The 17,694-nt window shown below is 66.7% G+C and carries 6 protein-coding genes; all 6 read left to right on the top strand.

Annotated features, from left to right (window positions below):
* Positions 1 to 196 precede the first annotated feature (196 nt).
* From pglW to AC5Y3Z_RS22375, 6 genes are read left to right on the top strand one after another with little or no spacing between them, the layout of a single operon-like run.
* Entirely contained in the window at positions 197 to 4,417 is a 4,221-nt protein-coding gene (gene pglW, locus AC5Y3Z_RS22400; protein WP_473140026.1) for a BREX system serine/threonine kinase PglW, read from the top strand.
* Positions 4,417 to 7,983 carry a BREX-2 system adenine-specific DNA-methyltransferase PglX gene (gene pglX, locus AC5Y3Z_RS22395; protein ID WP_499918465.1) on the top strand — a complete coding sequence of 1,189 codons (3,567 nt, stop codon included), beginning with the start codon at positions 4,417 to 4,419 and terminating at the stop codon, positions 7,981 to 7,983. Before pglW ends, pglX begins: the two co-directional genes overlap by 1 nt.
* Complete coding sequence (locus AC5Y3Z_RS22390; RefSeq protein ID WP_473140028.1) at positions 7,980 to 11,669, top strand: DUF6079 family protein; 3,690 nt, start codon at positions 7,980 to 7,982, stop codon at positions 11,667 to 11,669. Before pglX ends, AC5Y3Z_RS22390 begins: the two co-directional genes overlap by 4 nt.
* Positions 11,666 to 14,314: a BREX-2 system phosphatase PglZ gene (pglZ, locus tag AC5Y3Z_RS22385; protein ID WP_473140029.1), complete on the top strand. Its 2,649-nt coding sequence runs from the start codon at positions 11,666 to 11,668 to the stop codon at positions 14,312 to 14,314. Before AC5Y3Z_RS22390 ends, pglZ begins: the two co-directional genes overlap by 4 nt.
* A complete protein-coding gene (gene brxD / locus AC5Y3Z_RS22380; RefSeq protein ID WP_473140030.1) occupies positions 14,311 to 15,585 on the top strand; it encodes a BREX system ATP-binding protein BrxD in 1,275 nt (424 codons plus the stop codon). The genes pglZ and brxD overlap by 4 nt, the downstream gene beginning before the upstream one ends.
* On the top strand, positions 15,585 to 17,666 hold the full coding sequence (locus tag AC5Y3Z_RS22375; RefSeq protein ID WP_473140031.1) for a DEAD/DEAH box helicase: 2,082 nt from the start codon (positions 15,585 to 15,587) through the stop codon (positions 17,664 to 17,666). Before brxD ends, AC5Y3Z_RS22375 begins: the two co-directional genes overlap by 1 nt.
* Positions 17,667 to 17,694: the final 28 nt, after the last annotated feature.

The raw sequence follows: 17,694 nt of genomic DNA, 5'->3' as shown, positions 1-17,694 counted from the left end.
GCATCCAGTAACCGTTTGAGCACGAATGGGCTCCCGCGTTCTCACCGGCGAACGATCAAGACCCACTTGTCAGTTACATCTCGCAATACTCCCTTTTCATCGCGACCTCACCGGCGAAACCGAACGCAACCCGCAATAGCCGAAGTACAACTAAGTAGGTTGTTCACCAAGCACACGACAAGGGGGTGACTCGACGGTGAAGGACGGCCGCTGGGTCACGATCGCCGAGTCGCAGTTCGACCACGAAAAGGCCGGGCTGAACGCCATCAAGGCGAAGCTGCCCGACGCCGAGCCGTTCCGCGCCTGGGCCAACTTCGAGTTCCGCGACAACCGCGGTCGCTGGCATGAGGTCGACCTCCTGGTACTGGCCCGCGACACGCTGTACCTGATCGAGCTCAAGCACTATCGCGGCATCCTGACCGGCAACGATCACCTATGGCGGCGCAACAACCGCACCGAGGACTCCCCCCTGCTGCTGGCACGCCGCAAGGCCCAATACTTCTCCTCCCTGCTCAAGGACGCCATCCGGGAGCGCGGCGGCAACGAGGCGGTCAGCCGGATTCCGTACGTGCAGGAACTGGTGTTCCTGCATCACGAGCGATTCGTCTGCGACCTGCCGCCGAACTCGAAGATCAATCTGTACGGCCCTGACGGCAGTGAGGGCACTACCAAGCTGCCTGGCATCTCTAAAATCCTGCTCGCACCCGCGAAGCACGATCCGATCTCCGAACGCGACAGCAAGTTGATCGCGGGGCTGATGAAGGCCATCGGCCTGGCGCCGCGCCGCCAGCGTGAGGTGGGCTCCTGGATCATCGACGACCAGCCGCTGGCCGACGGCGACGGCTGGCAGGACTGGCCGGCGTTTCACCATGTCAACACCGAGGACCACGTCCGCATCCGGTTCTACACCACCAACCCCAGCGCCACGAAGGCCGAGGATCATGCCCGCCGCCAGGCCGTCACCCACGAATTCAACCTGCTGCAGCGTCTGACCTACGACGGTCTGCAGGCGCCCAAGGACCTGGTCGACGAACCCGAACTGGGCATCGGCCTGGTGTTCCCGCAACCCAAGTCCGACACTCCGCTGGACCTGTGGCTGGCCGATCACACCCTGCCGCTGGACGACCAGCTGGACCTGATCGCGAAGCTGGCCGACATCGTGCACTACGCGCACCGCCACCGGGTGGTGCACCGCAGCCTCAACCCGCGCTCGGTGGCTATCCGCGAACGCGGCCGCCATCTCGAACCCCAGGTCACTGACTGGGACAGCGCCGGCATCCTGCCGGCCAACCCCGACACCGCGGTCACCCGCCTGTCGGGTGGTTCGCTGACGCTGATGGCCGGCTCCCCCAGCGACACCGCCCGGCTCTTCGCCGCCCCGGAAGGCTCGCGGCCCACCGACCCCGCCCGCATCGACGTATTCGGTCTGGGTGCGCTGGCGTTCTTCATCCTGACCGGCGGCACCGCCCCGGCCACCGAACGGGGTGAACTGATCGACCGGCTGCGCCGCGACCGCGGCCTGGACCTGGCCGCCGAAATGCCCCAGGCCCGCACTCCGCTGCGCCAGTTGGTGCTCGACGCCACCAATCCCAGCCCGGCCGACCGCATCGCCGATGTCGGCGAGTTCGTCGCAAGACTCGACGACGTCCGAAACGAGGTACTGCTCAAGACCGCCGGCACCGACCCTCTGGAGGCCGGACCCGGCACCGAGCTGGCCGGCGGACGCTTCGTCTACCAACGCAAACTGGGTGCCGGCTCCACCGCCGTGGGAATCTTGGTGAAAGACAACCAGGTAGGCGGCGCCCAACGCGTGCTCAAGGTCGCCAAGGATCGCGACGCCGCCGAACGGCTCCGCGCCGAAGCCCAAGCGCTGGGCCGCTTCGAGAACGACGACCGCATCGTCACCCTCCACGGTGTGGAGGACGTGGGCGGGCGCACCGCGCTCATCCTGCGTTACGCCGGGCGCACCACGCTGGCCGAGGAACTCAATAACCGCGGTCGGTTGTCCATCGACGTGCTGCAGCGCTGGGGCACCGACCTGCTGACCGCATTGGTGGCTCTGGAACGCAACGGCGTCACCCACCGTGACATTAAGCCATCCAATCTTGGTGTCTACCAGAGTAGTTCACGCGCCGACACGCACCTGGTGATGTTCGACTTCTCGATGGCTGGGGTGTCACCGGACAATGTCGAGGCCGGGACGCCGCCGTATCTGGATCCGTTCCTGGGCACCGGCGAGCGCCGCCGCTACGATACCGCCGCCGAACGCTACGGCGCCGCCGTGGTGCTGTTTGAGATGGCCACCGGCGCCACCCCGAACTACGGCCTCGACCCCCGCTCCCATCCGGGCACCGTCGATGACGATGTCACGGTGGAACCAGGGATGTTCGACGCCACCCTGGCCCCGGCGATGGCCGCGTTCTTTACCGCCGCGCTGTCGCGGGACATCACGCGCCGGCCCGGCACCGCCGAGGACATGCTGCGCGGTTGGCAGCAGGCCTTCACCGCCGCGGATACCCCGGCGACCCCGCAGGCCAGCGACGCTGACGCCGAAAAAGCCGACTCCACTACCGTTTTGAGCGCAGCCGGACTGAGCCCGCGGGCCATCTCCGCGCTGGCCTCGGTGGCGGTGACTACCGTCGGGGAGCTGCTGGCGGTGGACTCCACCACGCTGAACCGGCTGGTGGCCCGCGAAGCCAAGGACACCCGCAAGGAGATCGTCGACCGGTACCGGGCCTGGACCAAACGGCTGGGCAAGCAGAAGCCGGGGCCATCGGGTACCGAACTGCGCAGCCTGGACGACACTGTCGCACTGCTGCTTTCGGCCGTCTCCACGCAGCGCGGGTCGACCACCCGCCGCGAGGCCGCCGCCCTGCTGCTGGGCACCACGCCAGGCCTCGACGGGTTCGCCAGCAGCACCGAATTGGCCGAAAAGCTGGGCAAGGCCCCGCAGCGCGGCACCCAGCTGATAAAGGAGCTGCAGGAGGACTGGGCCAAGACCCCGGCCACCCGTGAGCTGCTGGACGCGCTGACTGGCATCACGCTCGGGGTGATCGACGACTTCGGTGGGGTGGCCGCTGTGTCGACGCTGACCGCCGAGATTCGCGCTCGGCTCCCCCAGGCCAGTGCGGGTGGCATCGACCCCCGCGCCGAACGCGCCGCGGCAGGGCTGCTGCGGGTCGCGCTGGATCGGTTGCACGAGCACGAAACGGCGACGGACGAAATCACTTTGGTGCGACGACGGCATGGCCGCCGGCTCGCACTGCTGGCCACCGACGAAAAGCTGCTCAGCGCCGCCGAGGCGGCCGCCAAACGCGCCGACGACTTGGTGGCGGCCGACCCAAACTCCGTCATCCCGGCCGCCCGCGCCGCGCAGGAGCTGCGAACGGCGTACCACGACGGCTACACCGCGGTCGCCGACAGCGCCGACACCACCGTGTCGATGCCCAGCGACGGCCGCCTGGTTCGGTTGGCCGCAGCCACTGCCAAACACACCGGTGTGTCCGGGCGCGGCGAACTGCACAACACCGCCATGTCGCCGGCCGCTGCGGTCGCCGAGGCGCTGCGCGGGCTGGCGCAAAACGAGTCGCTGTCGGCATCCCAGATCCGCAGCCGCGTCACCGCCCGGTTTCCCGAACTGGACAAGGTGCCCCAGCGTCCGCACCTGGACAACATCCTGGCCCAGACGGCGCTGAACCTGAACTGGGACGCCGCGCGCGAGGTGTACTGCTTCCCCGACGCCGAGCCGCCCAGCACCACCAGCATGCACACCCGCCAGCCCACCACGCTGCCAACACCTGGAGAGCCGGCCGCCGACATCGCTCAGGCCGCAAACTCCGTTGTGCTGCTGCGCCGTTCGCTGGATGAGGCCGGGTTCGTGGCCATCGGGGTGCAGATTCCGCGGGACCGGCCCGGTGAGCACGAACGGGTGGCGCAACACCTGGCGCAGAGCTATGACGGCGAACTGATCGACGTGACCACCGAGTTGATCACAGGCATGCAACAGCTGGCCGATGAGCGGGGCATCCCGTGGGATCTGATCCGCGGGGCTGATGCCGCCGAGGCCGCCGCCCGGGATGCCCAGGGTCTGCGGGCGGTGATCGACCGGGTGACCCCGGCGCTGCGGGAAAAGTTGCACACCTCGGTGTTCGACTGTCCGCGCAGCACCGCGCCGCTGATCCTGACCGAGGTGTCGCCGCTGGCCCGGTACGGGCACCTCGACTTACTCGCCACGCTCAGCGATCTGGCCGCCCCGCGACGGCGGCCGGTGTGGGTGGTGCTGCCGCAGCTGCGTGGGCAGGTCGGGGCGTTGGTGGACCGCAAGCCGATCCAGCTGGGGTCCCCAGGTGGCCAGTTCGTGTTGTGGCGGGACGCACTGGATGCGGTGCGCGCCAGTGGTGACGGAGGGGCGAGCTAATGGGCTGGGCAGCAGCGGAACTGGTGACCACGCTCAAGCGTCAGGTGCTGGCGCTGGAGATCGATCTGCGGGCGCGGGTCGACGGCGACGACGAGCGCTCCCGGCAGGACAGGGTGCTCGATACGTGGCGCCGATATTACGACGCGGCGTTCGCCGCACAGCGCACCGCCGCAACCTGGCAGGAGTGGCGCAACGACCGGGTGACCCAGGCCGCAGTGGCCTGGGTACTGCTCACGGTGTTCGCCCGCTATTGCGAGGACAACGCACTGCTATCGCCGCGCTGGATCGGCGGCGCCGATGCCGATCACCGCGCGCAGGCACTCGACGCACGCCGCGCCTACTTCCAGCAAAACCCCGAACACACCGACCGCGAGTGGCTACACCAGATCATCAACCACTTCACCAAGTGTCAGGCTACAGCCGGACTGGTGGACCGGTTCTCGCCGCTGCACCTGGTAGCACCGTCCGGCGACGCCGCCCGGGCCCTCCTGGAGGTCTGGTGGCACCAGGACAGCGACGGGCAACCGTTCTACGGATTCGCCGGGGTGGACACCCGCTTTTTGGGCGATGCCTATCAGGATCTGTCCGAGCACGCCAAGAAGACCTACGCCCTATTGCAGACCCCGGAGTTCGTCGAGGAATTCATCCTCGACCAGACCATGGAACCCGCCCTGGCCGACCGGCCACTAAAGGGATTCACCGTAATCGACCCGGCCTGCGGCTCAGGACATTTCTTGCTCGGCGCGTTCGCCCGGCTGCACCAACGCTGGCAGCGCGAGGCCCCAGCACTGGGTGCGCGGGAACTGGTCGCCAAGGCACTGGACGGCATCTACGGGGTGGACATCAACCCGTTCGCGGTGGCGATCGCCCGGTTCAGGCTGCTGGTGGCCGCACTGCATGCTGCTGGCGATACCAGCATCGAGCAGAGCATCGGCTACACCCCGCACCTGGCGTCCGGTGACAGCCTGCTGTGGGGAGCCAATCAGCAACTGCTGCCCGAAGACCTGTTGGCCGGCCCGGCGATTCGCGCCGATGCCACCGAGGACGCCGAGGCGCTCAAGGGCATCCTGCAACGGGAACACGATGTGGTGGTGGGCAATCCGCCGTACATCACCGTCAAGGATGCGGCGCTGAATGGGGCGTACCGACAGCTATATGAGACCGCGCATCGGCAATACGCGTTGACTGCACCGTTCATGGAGTTGTTCTTCCGGCTCGGGCACGGTTCGGCAGGAGCACGGCCCGCCGGATGGGTCGGCCAGATCACGTCGAACTCGTTCATGCAGCGCTTATTTGGAACCAAACTCATCGAAGAATTCCTGTCGTCAGTTGATTTGCGCGCGGTAATCGACACGTCTGGGGCCTACATCCCCGGCCACGGAACGCCAACGGTGATCATCGTGGGACGAAAGCAGCGGCCATCGTCCGACTCTGTGCGTGCGGTGCTCGGCATTCGCAGTGAGCCTGGCCGACCATTGGATCCAGCGAAAGGTCTTGTTTGGTCAGCGATTGTGGATCACATCGGTGAGCCCGGCTTTGAGAATGCATTCATCAATGTCAGCGATCTTCCGCGCCAAACCCTCGCAACGCATCCCTGGAGTCTCTCCGGCGGCGGTGCTGTTGAGCTGCTCGCGAACATCAACTCAATAAGCCATTTGCAACTTGGGCGCCTTGCGGACTCGGTTGGGCGCACCGCTGTTGTAGGCGAGGACGACGCATGGCTTTACCCAACCCATTTCGCTCTGACCAATAACCACGTATTGCCCTTCAGAACCTTTGTAATTGGCGAGGACGTCCGCGACTATCAAATTGCTAGCAGCCTGATAGCACTTAACCCCTACCTAAATCGCGAAAACTCGGAGCTGGTCGCCGACACGTCACCAGTGATCAAGCAGCTTTGGCCCAATAAGAATCTTCTGAGACAGCGTACTGTCTTTCAGAAGACGTTGGCTGAACGCGGACTACCGTGGTGGGCCTACTTGGAGAGTTACTCCGCCAAGCTACGCACGTCCCTTTCCATCACCTTCGCTGAGATCGCCACCCTTAACCACTTCGTTCTGGACCGCGACGGGAAGGTCTTCAAGCAGACGGCTCCGGTAATCAAGCTGCCCGCGGGCGCGTCGATTGAGGACCATCTGCGCCTGCTCGGTGTGCTGAACTCGTCCGTGGCCTGCTTCTGGCTCAAACAGAACTGTTTCAACAAAGGCCGTCCCGGAGCGGAGCAAGCGGGCGCCGACGAACCCTGGGAACATCGTTTCCAATTTAATGGCTCGGCCCTGCTGAGCTTCCCGCTGCCGACTGCAATGCCGGTTGAACTACCGGAGATGCTCGATGATTTAGCCGAGGAACTTCAGCGCCAATCTCCTGCCGAGCTGACTAAACGTGAAACCCCCTCGGCGACCGCACTTCAAGCCGCACACACCGAATCGGACCGCTTGCGGGGGTTGATGATCGCATACCAGGAGGAACTCGATTGGGAGTACTACCGCATCTACGGTCTCATCGAAGTCGGTCTCGTCTACAGCGGAGACCTTCCCGAGGTCCGGCCTGAGGAACGTGCATTCGCAATTGCTCTGGCCCGGCAGATAGACGATGGCTCAACTGAGAGCAGTTGGTTCCGTCACCACAACCACAGGTTCACCCCCCTCACTGAGATCCCCGACCACTTCCCCGCCGACTACCGCGACCTAGTGCAGCGTCGGCTGGACGCGATGGAATCCAATCCGCACATCCGCTTACTTGAAAGGCCGGAGTACAAGCGCCGCTGGGCTTCTGAGCCGTGGGACAAGCAGGTTGAGTCCGCGCTGCGAGGCTGGCTCTTGGAGCGAGTGGAGGACCGTGCGCTGTGGTTCGACCGGGATGGCCGGCCGATGCCGCAGTCGGTGGCGCAACTGGCCGACGTGCTGGATCGCGAAGCGGACTTCCGCTCGGTATTGCAGCTGTGGGCAGGTGACCCGAACGCCACCACCGGTGCTGCGCTGGCGAAACTGCTTGCCGATGAGGCGGTTCCGTTCCTGGCTGCCTACCGGTATAAGGACTCCGGCCTGGACAAGCGGTCCGCATGGGAGGAAACCTGGGCACTGCAGCGACGCGAGGACACCGGGGAAAAGTTGGCCTCCCCCATTCCGGTACCGCCGAAGTACAAGCCCGCCGATTTCGTCAAGGGCTCCTATTGGTCACACCGCGGCAAGCTCGACGTCCCCAAGGAGCGATTCATCTCCTATCCCGCCGCCGGGCGTGACACCGATGCCACCGAACTGCTCGGCTGGGCCGGCTGGGATCACGCACAACAGACGCTGGCGCTGGCGTCGCTTATCAGTGCGCGCATCGACGAAGGTTGGGACACCCCGAAGCTGCTGCCGCTGCTGGCCGGGCTGAACGAGCTGGCACCGTGGGTTCGGCAGTGGCACAACCAGATCGACCCCGAGTACGGCGAATCGGTGGCTGACACCATCGACGCCGAGCTGACCTCACGCCTCAACGAACATCACCTCACGGTGACCGATCTGACCAGTTGGCGGCCGTCGCAAGCGCCTCGCCGCGGCCGAAGGGCAACACGCACATGACGGTTCTGCTACGTGATGTCATCGACATCACCGAACGGGTCGGCAGCGACGACTACGTGCTGCGCCTGACCGATAGCACCGATGACGACGCCCACATCCGTGCGACTCTGGACGCCTATGTGCTCACCGACTCGCTGCGCGAGAACTTCGACGCTGCACTGGATCTGGTGGCTGATGCCCTCAAGCAGAACACCTCCCGGGCGGCGTACCTGACCGGATCGTTCGGCTCCGGCAAGAGCCACTTCATGGCCGTGCTGTACGCACTGCTGGGCAACCATCCCGCGGTGCGTACCCCGACGTTCCAGGCGCTGACTGGGCATTATGACGGCGCGCTGGCCGGCAAGAAGCTGCTGCGGCTGACCTATCACCTGCTAGGCGCCACCTCGTTAGAGCAGGCTGTCCTGCGCGGTTACGTCGACCAGATCACCCGGCTGCACCCCGAGGCCCCGCTGCCGGCGGTGCATCTGTCCGACAAGCTGCTTGCCGATGCCGAGAACCTGCGCACCCGGATGGGTAAAGACGAGTTCCTGGCCGGTCTGGCAGGCGGCAGCGGCGGCGGTGCCGACCCGTGGGGCGGGCTGATCGGCGGCGGCTGGGATTTGCCGCGCTACCAAGGTGCGCTGGCCGCCACCCCGGAAGACCCCGAACGCCGGGAACTGGTGTCGGCGTTGGTGGGCAGCTACTTCGGGTCGTTTACTGAGACCGCCGACTACGTCGATCTGGACCGCGGACTGGTAGTGATCTCCGATCACGCCAAAGCGCTGGGCTATGACGGGGTGGTGCTGTTCCTCGACGAACTGGTGTTGTGGCTGGCGTTTTCGGTCCGCGACACCGAGTTCTTCGCCCGCGAATCGCAGAAGATCACCAAATTGGTCGAATCGTCGGGCCGCCAGCGCGCCATCCCGCTGATCTCGTTGATCTCCCGGCAGATGGACCTGCGCAAGTGGTTCGCCGACGCCGGGGCCTCTGGCGCCGAGCAGGACGCCCTGGACCGCGCCTTCCAGTACCAGCAGGGCCGATTCCGCGAGATCGAACTGGGTGATGACAACCTGGCCGAGGTCGCGCACGCCCGCCTGCTCAAGCCGAAAGACGAAGCTGCACAGGAGATCCTGAACAAGGCGTTCGCCGACCTGACCCGCAGCCCCGAGGTGTGGGAGGTGCTGCGCGACAGCCTCAACACCGACGACAAACACCGTGGTGCCTCGGAAGCCGAATTCCGGCTGACCTACCCGTTCTCCCCGGTGCTGGTGTCCACACTGCGCAACCTGTCCTCGGTGATGCAACGTGAACGAACCGCCCTGAAGGTCATGCAGCGCATGCTGGTCGACCGCCGCGACACCCTGACCGTCGATGACCTGATTCCGGTCGGCGACTCCTTCGACTACATCGTTGAGGGCAGCGAGCCAATCGACAGCCACGCCAAAAACATGTTCGACGCCGCGCACGACCTGTACCGCAACCGGCTGCTGCCCGCGTTGCTGGACAAGCATGGGGTGAGCACCGAGCAACTGGACACCGACCCCGATTCGGTGCCCAACGGCTTCAGAGGTGAGGAACGCGTCGCCAAAACCCTGCTGCTGTCGGCGATCGCACCGAACGTACCCTCGCTGCGCGACATCACCGCCGGCCGGCTGGCCGCCCTGAACCACGGCTCGATCAAGACGATGGTCGCCGGCGGCGAAGCCCGCAAAGTGCTGGCCATAGTCCGCGATTGGATGCAGAAGGATGCCCCGGAGATCAGCTGCTCCGACGGCGCCAATCCGGTTATCCGGGTGCAGCTGGCCGAGGTGGATTACCAGTCGGTGCTGGATCGTATTCGCGCCGAGGACAATTCGGGCCGCCGCCGCGCGCTGTTGCGCCGGCTGATCCATCAGGCACTTGGGGTGGGGACCGCGCAAGACGATCTGGGTGGGGCGGCCACCCGTACCGTCGTCTGGCGCGGTTCGCGCCGTGAAGTCGACATCGTTTTCGGCAACGTCCGCGACGCGGCGTCGCTGCCCGAGCAGTCGTTTGACGCCCGGCCCGGCACCTGGCGGGTGGTGGTGGACTACCCATTCGACGAGGCCGGGTTCACCAGCGCCGACGACGTCAACCGGATCGACCGGCTGCTGGCCGGCGGCGACCGGCACACCGTGGTGTGGCTGCCGCGGTTCTTCACCGAATCGGCGATGGAAGACCTGGCGCTGCTGGTGAAGCTCGACTGGCTGTTCACCGGCAGCGGCGACCGCTGGACCGAGAACTCCGATCACCTGTCGGCCACCGACCGGGCGCAGGCTCGCAGCATCCTGGAGAACCTTCGAAGCGGCACCCATGCCGGTTTCCAGGTACTGCTCAAGCAGGCCTACGGCATCGAACCGGCCGACGCCAAGCGGATCACCGCCGACTCCCAGCAGTTCGACGTGCTGACCTCGCTCAGCCGGGACTTCCAGCCGCAGCTGCCGCCGGCGGCCAACCTGGAGAACGCGTTCCTGAACATCGTCGATCAGGCGTTCACTGCCAGCTACCCCAACCATCCACAGTTCGACCCCGCCGACAGCGAGGTCACCGCCCGCAACTTCGAAACAATCCGCGACTACGTCGAGCAGGCCAGCACCCACCGCGACGGCCGGGTGCCCACCAACCCTGGTGCCGACCGCACTGCGGTGCGTCGCATAGCCGGGCCGCTGCGCGTCGGCAAGGCCACCGAGGACCACTTCCTGTTCGATCAAACCTCGTTCGACTTCTGGGCCACAGAACTGGATAAGGCCGCCCAGGCTGCCGACCCGGTGACCATCGGTGCGCTGCAAGCCCATATCGACGCGCTGTCCCCGGCGTGGGGGCTGCGGCCCGAAGCCCGCGATCTGGTGGTCAGCGCGTGGGCGCTGCTGCGCAAACGGGCCTGGTTCGAGGCAGGCAGCGCCATCGCCGCCCCGCCGCTGGGCCGGTTGCGGCCCAACATCGAACTGCGCGCCGAGCAGCTGCCCGAGCAGCAGGCCTGGGACGACGCCCGCGCCAACGCCGCCAAGCTGTTCGGCTACACCATGTCGCGCACCTACCTCACCGGGGCCAACGTCGCCGACTTCGCCGCGCAGGTCCGCACCCACGCCACCGAGGCGGCCACCGAACTGGGCTACCTGGTCGATGAACTGCAGACCGCACACGAGCGTCTGGACGCCGTCGCCGGCCCCAACGACCGGCTGACCGCCGCCCAGGCACTGCTGGGTGTGACCGAAACACTCTCTCGCACTTCGGGAAACGTCGCGGTGATCGATGCCGTCGCCGGTATCGCGCTGCCAGTGGCCTTGGAGACGGCCGGCAACATCAACGCCGACGCCGCCCGCGACACCCGTGCGCTGCGCAACTTCAAGTGGCCGCTGGTGGATGTGCTCAAGACGGGAGCGCAAGTCAGCGGGGAGGCGGGTGATCAGGCCAACGCCATCTGGAAGACGTTGCAGGAGGCGGTGTCGATCCCGGGTCGCTCACTGTCCGATGAGTTGACCGCCGGGGAAACCAAACTAGTGAACTGGGTGGTGGCCCGCGAACCGGCGCAGACCAAGCCCGAGCCGCCCCAACCGCCTCAGCCACCGCAGCCTGCCAAGGACCGCGTGTTGCGCAACGCCGCCGATCTGGCCGAGCTGGAAACCGAGATCACCGCGGCGCTGCAAGATTCCGGCAAGAAAGTACACGTGCGCTGGTGGCTGGAATGAGCGTCCTTAACGCCACCGAACCCATCATTCGGGCCCGGTTGGACAAGGCCGCCGCTAAACAGTACCGCCGCGGCGTGCTGGGCCTGCGCGCCGAACCACGTTGGGCCGGTGCTTCTTTCGACTATAAGGGTGTCCCGGTGGAAGTGGTGGCGTGTCCGTCGGTGCTGGCCATCTGGGAAGCCATCGACAACCGCAATGCCGACGGCTGGACCGTGGTGCTCACCGACGTCGACGACGACGACCTGGGCGACACCGTGCTGGCGCACCTGCTCGACGGCCGGCTAATCACCCCCGACCCGTGGGATGCATTGCGCGGCAACTTCTCCGCCACCACCATCGAACCCGCGCTCTACCGGGTGGCCAACGACCGCGCGGTGGCCAACGGCCTGCTCGCGGTGCTGTCCCCAGACTCCTATACCCCCGCGCCCGGCGGGGTGTTGACCCGCGACCACACCATGACCACCGTGGCCCGCGACGTCCTCAAGATCGTCAAGGACACCGGCGTCGAAGTGGATCCGCTGGCGATCCTGGAGTGGAGCCGCTCGGCCGACACCCCGGCAAACCTGGCCGACCTGCACGCCCGCGGCGGCGCCGACCTGTTCGACGCGACTGCCGCCTGGCTGGGCAGCCGCGCCGGGCTGCTGTCCCAACCGCTGACCGCACTGCTGGGCGCCGGCCGGATCAACGAACTGGTGCCGCTGGGTGTGGTCGCCGGTCTGTTCTGCCAGGACGACAACACCCACGCGAAGGCACTCGGGATGTTCCTCGGTCGCTACGGGCTGACCAACCTGGCACCCGCCGGCCTGCAGGCCTGGTACACCAGCGCCCGCGGCCTGGTGACCACCGCGCTCAAAGACCCACAAACCGTCCTGGCGGCCGCGGCATCGATTGGTAACGACCTCGGGATCGGATCTGCGGCAGCAACATCGGACCTGTTACCGCAGGGCTTGCATGCCCGCGTCGCCGTACTGGCCGACGCCCTGACCGAGGCGCTGCCGCACCCGGCGCCCACCGACCCCGACGCCGCGCTGATCACCCCGGCCGACCGCGCCCGCGTCGAAACCCAGTGGGCCGAGGTCAACCGACACTTCCTGAGCGCCGGCTCCCCCACCGTCTACGCGTTCGCCGGGGCGGTCCGGCTGGTCCGGTGGCTGGCCACTCCGGTGACCATCGCCACCGGCCTCCCGGAGGCCACCGCCTCCTATATCGCCCGCGACTCCTGGGTGGACACAGCGTTGACCAAGGCTCGCCGCGGCGCCGAGCACCCGGTAGCCGCGGCCGCGCTGCGCTCCGTCATCGACACCGTCGCAGCCCGCCGCGCCCGCCACGACCGCGCTTTTGCCCGAGCCCTGGCCGACGCGCCCAAACCCGCCGTGCCGCTAATCGAGAACGTGCTGCGCGAGGTCGTGGTACCCGTCGCCCGGCAGACCCCGACCCTGCTGTTGGTCATCGACGCGCTGTCGTTGGCCGCGGCCAACGATCTGGTGACCGCCATCCAGCAGGACGGCTGGACCGAAGTCTCCGCCGACGGCCGTCGCGGCAGCGTGTTGGCGGTGCTGCCCACCCTGACCCGGCGCAGCCGCTGCTCGCTGCTGTGCGGCGAACTACGCGAAGGCACCGAAGATGTGGAGCGTCGCGGCTTCTTGTCGCTAATCCGCGACGCAAATCTGGAAGCCACTGGCGGCGGCCCGGACCCGATCTTCCACAAGGCCGCCCTAGACGCGATCCCGTCCGGCGCGTCGCTCGCCACCGACGTCGCCAACGCGGTGGCCGACACCGACCACCGGCCGTTGGTGGCGGCAGTGCTCAACTACGTCGACGACACCCTGCACCACACCGACCCCGGCGGCACCGACTGGACCGTCGGCGCTATCACGCATCTGCGGGCGCTACTCGGCGCGGCCCGCAGCGCCGGGCGCGTGGTGGTGATCACCTCCGACCACGGGCATCTGATCGAATACGGCGCCAGCGCGAAGGTAGACCGGGCGAACACCTACGGCCAACGCGCCCATGGCGATTTCGCGCATGTGGACCCCGGCCGCGAAGTGGTGGTCGAAGGCCCGCGGGTGCTCACCGACACCCATAAGGTGGTGCTGGCCGTCGACCCCGACATCCGCTACGGCGCCCGCAACGCCGGCTACCATGGCGGCGGTGCACCGGCCGAGGCAATTGTGCCGGTGCTGACATTCGTCGCGGGCCAACTGCCGGCCTGGGCGCAGCAGGTGGCCGCCGTCGAACCGGGCTGGTGGTATGCCGGAACGCCGGAGGCGGTCACGGTGATCACGAAGTCCTCGGATGCCCCGAGCCTGTTCGACGTCGAGGAGCCGTTGCGGGTAAACCCGTTGCCAGCCAAGGTGATCGGCAGCAAGGTCTACGCCGCCCAATTCAAACTGGCCGGACGCATCGTGGTCACCGACGGCCAGATCAAGGCACTGTTGACCGAGCTTCTAGCCGCCGGCGCGCAGGAACTCACCCTGGCCCAGGCCGCCGCCGCACTCGGTGTTGCGACCGCTGGTGTCAACGGTGCGCTGATGCAGGCCAAGCGGGTGCTCGACGTCGAGGGCTATGAGGTGCTGGCCGTCGGCGGCGGGGTGGTGAAACTGGATGAGGCGGCGCTGCGCGAACAGTTCGGAGTGAAGCCGTGACGGTATCGGCGCGGCGGCGCCGCGAGATTCTCGACGCGCTGCGCCGCGGCACCGTGCCGTCTTACGGGCTGGACCAACTTGCCGTCGGGCTGGGCCGGTTCGAGGCAGAACTGGACAACGAACTGGATGTGGTGGCTGCTGGCGGAGCGGTGTTCAAGGCGGTTCGCGGTGAATACGGCTCGGGGAAAACCTTTTTCGCGCGCTGGCTTGGTGACCGAGCGATGAAAAAGGGCTTCGCCGTCGCCGAGGTACAGATCAACGAGATCGACACCCCGCTGCACAAACTCGAAACGGTGTACCGGCGCAGCATCGAATCGCTCCGCACCGCGTCGGTGCCGCCGAGCGCGCTGCGGCCAATCCTGGATGCGTGGCTGTTCACCATCGACGATGATGCCCGCCAGCAGGGCGCGGACGCCGTCGCGCTTCTGGAGCGACGACTGGCCGAGGTGGCCGTGCGCGCCCCGGTGTTCCCGATGGCCATCCGGGCCTACCGCCGTTTCGTCGCCGAGGGCGATCACGACGGCGCCGACGCCCTGATCGCCTGGCTGGGTGGGCAACCACATGTGGCCGCCGCGGTGAAACGGCGGGCCGGCATCAAGGGTGACCTGGATCATTATCTGGCCCTGGGCTTTCTGCGCGGACTGTTGGCGATCCTGTCCGACGCCGGCAACCACGGACTGCTGCTGGTGCTCGACGAGGTGGAGACGCTGCAGCGGATCCGCAGTGATGCCCGCGCCAAGGCGCTCAATGCGTTGCGGCAGCTGATCGACGAGGTGCACGACGGGCATTTCCCCGGGCTGTACCTGTTGATCACCGGAACCCCGGCGTTTTTTGAAGGCCGCCAAGGCATTCCGCTGCTGCCGCCGCTGGCCGATCGGCTGCACACCGAGTTCGCCAAGGACCCGCGCTTCGACAACCCGAGGGCGCCGCAGTTGCGGCTGACCGGTTTTGACCAGACCCGGCTGGTCGAACTGGGTGGGCGGGTCCGCTCGCTGTATCTGGGCGGCGTTGCCGATCCCGAGCGGGTTGCCGCAGTGGCCGATGATGCTTTCATTGAACGGTTTTCCGCCGCAGTGGCGGGAGAGCTGGGCGGAAAGGTCGGTATCGCGCCACGACTGTTCCTGCGCAAGCTGGTGGACGTGTTGGACAAGATCGAACAGTTCCACGACTTCGACCCGTACACCGACTACGAGGTGAAGATCGCCGCGGCAGAGTTGTCCGACGCCGAGCGAGCGGCGTTGACCGCCGACGATGTATCGCTCGATGTGTGATGGATGCCTTCGAGCTTCTTCATCCCGGGGTGCAGTATCACCTGGCGAACACCCTGCGCTGGAACGGGTTACGGCCCACCCAGTCGGCGGCGGTGGAACCGGTGCTGGCCGGCTCTAACGCCCTGGTGCTCGCGCCCACCGCCGGCGGAAAGACCGAGGCGGCGATGTTCCCGCTGCTGTCGCGAATGGCCACCGAGGATTGGCAGGGCGTATCGGTGCTGTACGTGTGCCCGCTCCGGGCGCTGTTGAACAACCTGGAACCGCGCATCCACGGCTACTGCCAGTGGCTGGGCCGCTCCGCGGCGGTGTGGCACGGCGACGTCAGCCAGGCGGAACGCCAGAGGATTCTGGTGGAGCGCCCCGACGTTCTGCTGACCACCCCGGAGTCACTGGAATCGATGCTTGTGTCCACCAAGGTCGATCCAGCGGTGTTGTTCTTCGGCCTGCAAGCGGTGGTGGTCGACGAAATCCACGCCTTCGCCGGCGATGACCGCGGCTGGCACCTGCTGGCGGTGCTGGAACGCCTTTCGCGGGTGGCCGGGCGGCCGTTACAGCGGATCGGGCTATCGGCTACCGTCGGCAACCCGTCCGAGTTGTTGGCCTGGCTCCAAGGCAGTTTCCATGCCCGGGCGTCCGCCGTGGTGGCGCCCGCGGTGGAAACCCCGGCCGCACCGGACATCACCGTCGACTACGTCGGATCGATTGCCAACGCGGCCAAAGTGATCGCGTCACTGCATCCCGGCGAAAAGCGGCTGGTGTTCGTCGACAGCCGCCGCCAGGCCGAGGAACTGGGCGCGGCCCTGCGCGAGGCAGATATCGAGACCTACATCTCGCACTCGTCATTGTCGGCGGCCGAGCGACGCCGCTCTGAAGCGGCGTTCGCCGAAGCCCGCGACACCGTCATCGTCGCCACTTCAACCCTGGAGTTGGGCATCGACGTCGGCGACCTGGACCGCGTCATCCAGATCAACTCCACCCGCACGGTGGCGTCCCTCCTGCAGCGGCTGGGTCGAACCGGTCGCCGTGCCGGGTCGTCACGCAATTGCCTTTTCCTGTGTCTGAATGATGAGGCCGTCCTGCTGGCCGCCGGCATGCTGCAGCGGTGGGCCGCGGGTGTGGTGGAGCCCATCACGCCTCCACCACACCCGCGGCACATCGCGGCCCAGCAGTTGATGGCGCTGTGCTTGCAGCAACACCGGATATCGGCTTCTGAGTGGGCCTCGTGGTGGGGTGATCTGCCGGTGTTCGACTCGTCGACCTCAGAGATTCTTGAATTCCTTGTTGCCGAAGGCTATTTCGCGACCGATGGCCCGTTCCTGCACATCGGCCCCGAAGCGGAACGCCGGTTTGGTCGGCGCTATTTCTCCGATCTGACCGCGGTGTTCACCGCGCCGCCGGAGTTCATCGTGCTGGCCGGCCGCGTCGAGGTCGGCACCATCGGCACCGATCTGTTGACCGAAAACGTCGAAGGACCACGGGTACTACTGCTGGGTGGGCGGTCGTGGAAGGTGACCCACGTCGACTGGGAACGCCGACGCTGCTTCGTCGAACCCGCCGCCGGCGGCGGCAAAGCCAGGTGGTCAGGTGTGCCAGGCGGGCTCTCCTATGAGATCACTCGCGGTATGCGCGCAGTGCTGCTAGGCGCTTCGCCAGCCGGCGTGACCTTCACCCTGCGGGCGTCGAGGGTGCTGACCGAACTGCGTACCGGGTTCGCCGACACCGTGGCCGCAGACCGGCTGATCGTTCTGCTACCCAGTGATTCGACCGGGCGGTGGTGGACCTGGGCCGGCACCGCAGCCAACCGCACCCTGCAGGCGTCACTGCCCACGCTGATCGACCCACGACAGCGTATCGACGAGAAATCGGTGCGACTGCTACCCGGAGTTACGATCGCGGAGTTCTCGGCAGCACTGTTGGGTGTCCAATGGCGCGACCCCGATGTCGATGCGAATGCGCTACGGGGTTTGAAGTTTTCGGCGGCGCTGCCGCCTGACTTCGCGATGCAGACGTTGGGTGCGCGCCTCGGTGATGAAGGCGCGGCACGTGCGGTGGTTGTCCAGCCGAGACAGATTGTGCGATAGCGAACACCATGAGTACGAAGCTTCATCC

This window comes from Mycobacterium sp. NGS61, assembly GCF_059812325.1.
Note: the sequence above shows the minus strand (reverse complement) of the source record. Positions and strands in the feature narration are given on the sequence as shown.